Annotated in this window: 5 protein-coding genes and 1 pseudogene; all 6 read right to left on the minus strand. The window is 27.2% G+C overall.

Annotation, left to right across the window (positions count from 1 at the left end; translation table 11 throughout):
- On the minus strand, positions 1-501 hold a 501-nt coding region (locus tag ACTHW2_RS10085), incomplete at its 3' end, for a stage V sporulation protein AA (RefSeq protein WP_442263793.1).
- Positions 494-667 carry a hypothetical protein gene (locus tag ACTHW2_RS10090; protein ID WP_442263794.1) on the minus strand — a complete coding sequence of 58 codons (174 nt, stop codon included), beginning with the start codon at positions 665-667 and terminating at the stop codon, positions 494-496. The genes ACTHW2_RS10090 and ACTHW2_RS10085, both read right to left, overlap by 8 nt.
- Before the next feature lie 95 nt (positions 668-762).
- Complete coding sequence (sigF, locus tag ACTHW2_RS10095) at positions 763-1,524, minus strand: RNA polymerase sporulation sigma factor SigF (RefSeq protein ID WP_442263795.1); 762 nt, start codon at positions 1,522-1,524, stop codon at positions 763-765.
- A 2-nt stretch (positions 1,525-1,526) separates the two neighbouring features.
- Positions 1,527-1,967, minus strand: coding sequence for an anti-sigma F factor (gene spoIIAB / locus ACTHW2_RS10100; RefSeq protein WP_442263796.1), 441 nt, complete (start codon positions 1,965-1,967; stop codon positions 1,527-1,529).
- An 11-nt stretch (positions 1,968-1,978) separates the two neighbouring features.
- Positions 1,979-2,314, minus strand: coding sequence for an anti-sigma F factor antagonist (gene spoIIAA, locus ACTHW2_RS10105; RefSeq protein WP_442263797.1), 336 nt, complete (start codon positions 2,312-2,314; stop codon positions 1,979-1,981).
- 259 nt (positions 2,315-2,573) lie between these two features.
- Positions 2,574-2,888, minus strand: a pseudogene (locus ACTHW2_RS10110) (IS3 family transposase); the annotation flags it as partial.
- Between the last annotated feature and the right edge of the window lie 312 nt (positions 2,889-3,200).

The following is a 3,200-nucleotide window of genomic DNA, read 5'->3' on the forward strand; positions in this document are numbered from 1 at the left end:
TCTTGAAAAAAAGGTTATAACACCAATACCAATTCCAATAGAATATGGTATTGTAATAATCTTTGGTTTAGATTTTTTCTCTCCAGTGACCGTATAATATATTTTTTCTATTGATTTTTCCATATTTACATCTTCATGAAAGTTTACTATAGCAATACCTGAACCTAAAAATAAAATTATACAAATAGATAATATTTTAAAAAACTGTATTATAGGCCTAGATTTTTCTGGTGATTTTATTTCTAACAATACTTCTGGAGGCCCTAATAGGTTTATATCTACATCTTTATATTTCTTTTCTATTTTTTCAGTAATATCATAAGTATTTATAAAATCCCAATTTTCTTCTTTTTTACTTTTATATATATTTAAATTTTCAATACTTTTTTTTAGTTTAGGATCTTTAGAATTTACCTTTGCTATATCCTTTATATATATTTTTTGATTTGTAGATATAGACTGTTTTTTACTTAATAAGATATATACAATTTTCTTATTCAAAGTATATTTCTCCTTTATTACTATTTTTTACAAATGTAGCTTTTTCTATTTTTTTTTCTTCTATTTCCTCTGTCTTCTTAAGTCCTAAAGAAATTGTAATCATAATAATGAATAGAATAGTACATATTATATGAAAATATCTTTTTCTACTATTCATCGTTTTCATATTTTTCACCTCATTAAATATTATTATCTACATAAAAGTATTTTTAATACCAAAAAATAAATAATATGAAAAAAACACAAAAAAAAAGGCATATACTATGCCTTTACCATAAGTTTCCTTATTTGATTTATTACACGTTTTTCTATTCTTGAAACTTGTACTTGAGAGATACCAAGAAGCTTAGCTACATCTACTTGAGTTTTATCTTTAAAATATCTCAATATTATTATTTTTCTATCTCTTTCTTCTAATTTATTTAATACTTCCCTTATCATTATATTATCTACTATAGTTTCATCATCAGTATCAGTTTCTGCATCTATCTTATCAATTAAATATAAAGGTGCTCCATCATCTTGGTATATAACACTATGTAGATATTCAGGGTGATATGAAGCTTCCAAAGCCATAACTATATCTTCATAATCTATCCCAATTTCCTCGGAAATTTCATTTATAGTTGGTTCTCTACCTAAATTTTTAAAAAGCAATTCCCTAGCATTTTTAGTTTGCGCCGCTGTCTGTTTTAAAGATCTACTAACCTTTATCAATCCATCATCTCTTAAAAACCTTTTTATCTCCCCCATAATCATAGGTACTGCATAAGTTGAAAATTTAACATTAAAAGTAGTATCAAATTTATCTATAGCTTTTAATAACCCAATACTTCCAATTTGAAACAAATCGTCTATCTCATATCCCCTATTTTTGAAACCTCTTAGCACAGATTTTATAAGTCCAATATTATGTTCAACTAATTTTTCTTTTGCTTCCTGACTGCCTTCTTGTGCTTTTTTTATTAAATCCATGGTCACTTCATGAGATAAAAGAACTCGTTTTGATTCCCCTGTTTTCATATTTATCTCTCCTTATTTGGGAGATTCTCTATTTTTTTAGTCATTATAATTCTAGTACCTTTAGAATCATTACTTTCTACTGTTAATTCATCCATAAAAGTTTCCATAACAGTAAATCCCATTCCCGATCTTTCTAAATCAGGTTTTGATGTATAAAAAGGTTCCATTGCTTTCTCTAGATTTGAGATACCCTTACCAGAATCTTCAACAATTATTTTTATAGTATTATTCTCTACAGTAGCCTCTATTTTTATAATACCATCTCCATATTCATATCCATGTATAATAGAGTTTGTAACCGCTTCGGATATAGCAGTCTTTATATCTGATAATTCTTCTATAGTAGGATCTAATTGGGCTGCAAAAGCTGCCACTACTACCCTTGAAAAAGATTCATTACTAGATTTACTTGAAAATTCTAATTTCATATAGTTTTTTCCCATTTTCTCACCTCTTATATATTCTTTAAAGCTATATCTAATTTTGGATAAGCTTTTATAATTTTCAATAAGCCTGACATTTTTAATATTCTGTCTACATATGGATTATCACTTATCACTAATAATTCACCGTTTTTTTCACTTATGTTCTTATACCTACCCATGATGAGTCCAATACCAGAACTATCCATAAAGCTTAAATCTTTTAAATCCATTATTATGTTTTTTGAATTGTTTTCCATAATTGCTTTATCTATTTTCTTTCTAGTAGACTCAGCACTATGGTGATCTAGCTCTCCTGTTAATTTTACAACTAAAATGTTATTCATCATCTCCATTGATATGTGCAAAACTTTCCCTCCTAATTTAAGTCTTATATATTAGTATACTATAAAAAGAGGGTTTATCCTTTATCTAGTTTTGTCTAGTTTTGTCATATATAATAAAAAAAGAGCCTTAGGCCAATGTTGAACTGCACCTTGTCAAGTAGACAATAGAAAAAAATAAAATTTTAAGCATCATGAGCTCTGTATTCAAGAGGTCTCATGATGCTTAAAGTTCCCTTGTAATCTTTTACAGTTGTAAAATTCTAACAAATATGCCTTCTGGTAAATATGTAATGTCAGTTAATAGCACTTTAGCTGGAATGCTTTGCTTAAATTCCCTATTTAGTTTATTAGGAACTACATGATGCTCTTTTCTAGCTTTTACAATCCTCCTGTAGCCATTTGATTTTCTGTGAGGAAATATAATATTATACTTATTCATGATTCTTTGAATTGATTTTCTACTATATTATAAATCAAATTTATTTTCTAGACTCATTTTTATAGAACGGAAATCCTTCTTATATCCAGACCTAGATATACCTAAAAGTTCATATAGATATTTAGACATATTTTTAGGATTGTTTCTTGAATTAATTTAAAGATCCTATTTGGTGTTAATTTTTTACTTTCTCTTACCAGCTTTCTTTCTATCGTATCTGCTTTTTTCAACAACTTTATCAGGCCTTCTGGTAACTTGATTTTAGCTTCCTGTCTTTAAATAATTTTTTCTTGAGAAAGTTCTTATTCTAAGGGTCTTCCAGTATCCCATCCTTTTCATAGGACTTTTCCTATCTTTCCCTAGGTTCCTCAACCCTCTAACTACCTAAAATAATATTAAATCCATTTTTTCCAAAAATTTGCCTTCGTTATTTTCCACATAAATAATTTTCTATAAATATTATTTTAA

It is taken from the genome of Tissierella sp. (assembly GCF_052089545.1).
In the GTDB taxonomy this organism is placed as follows: Bacteria; Bacillota; Clostridia; order Tissierellales; family Tissierellaceae; genus Tissierella_A.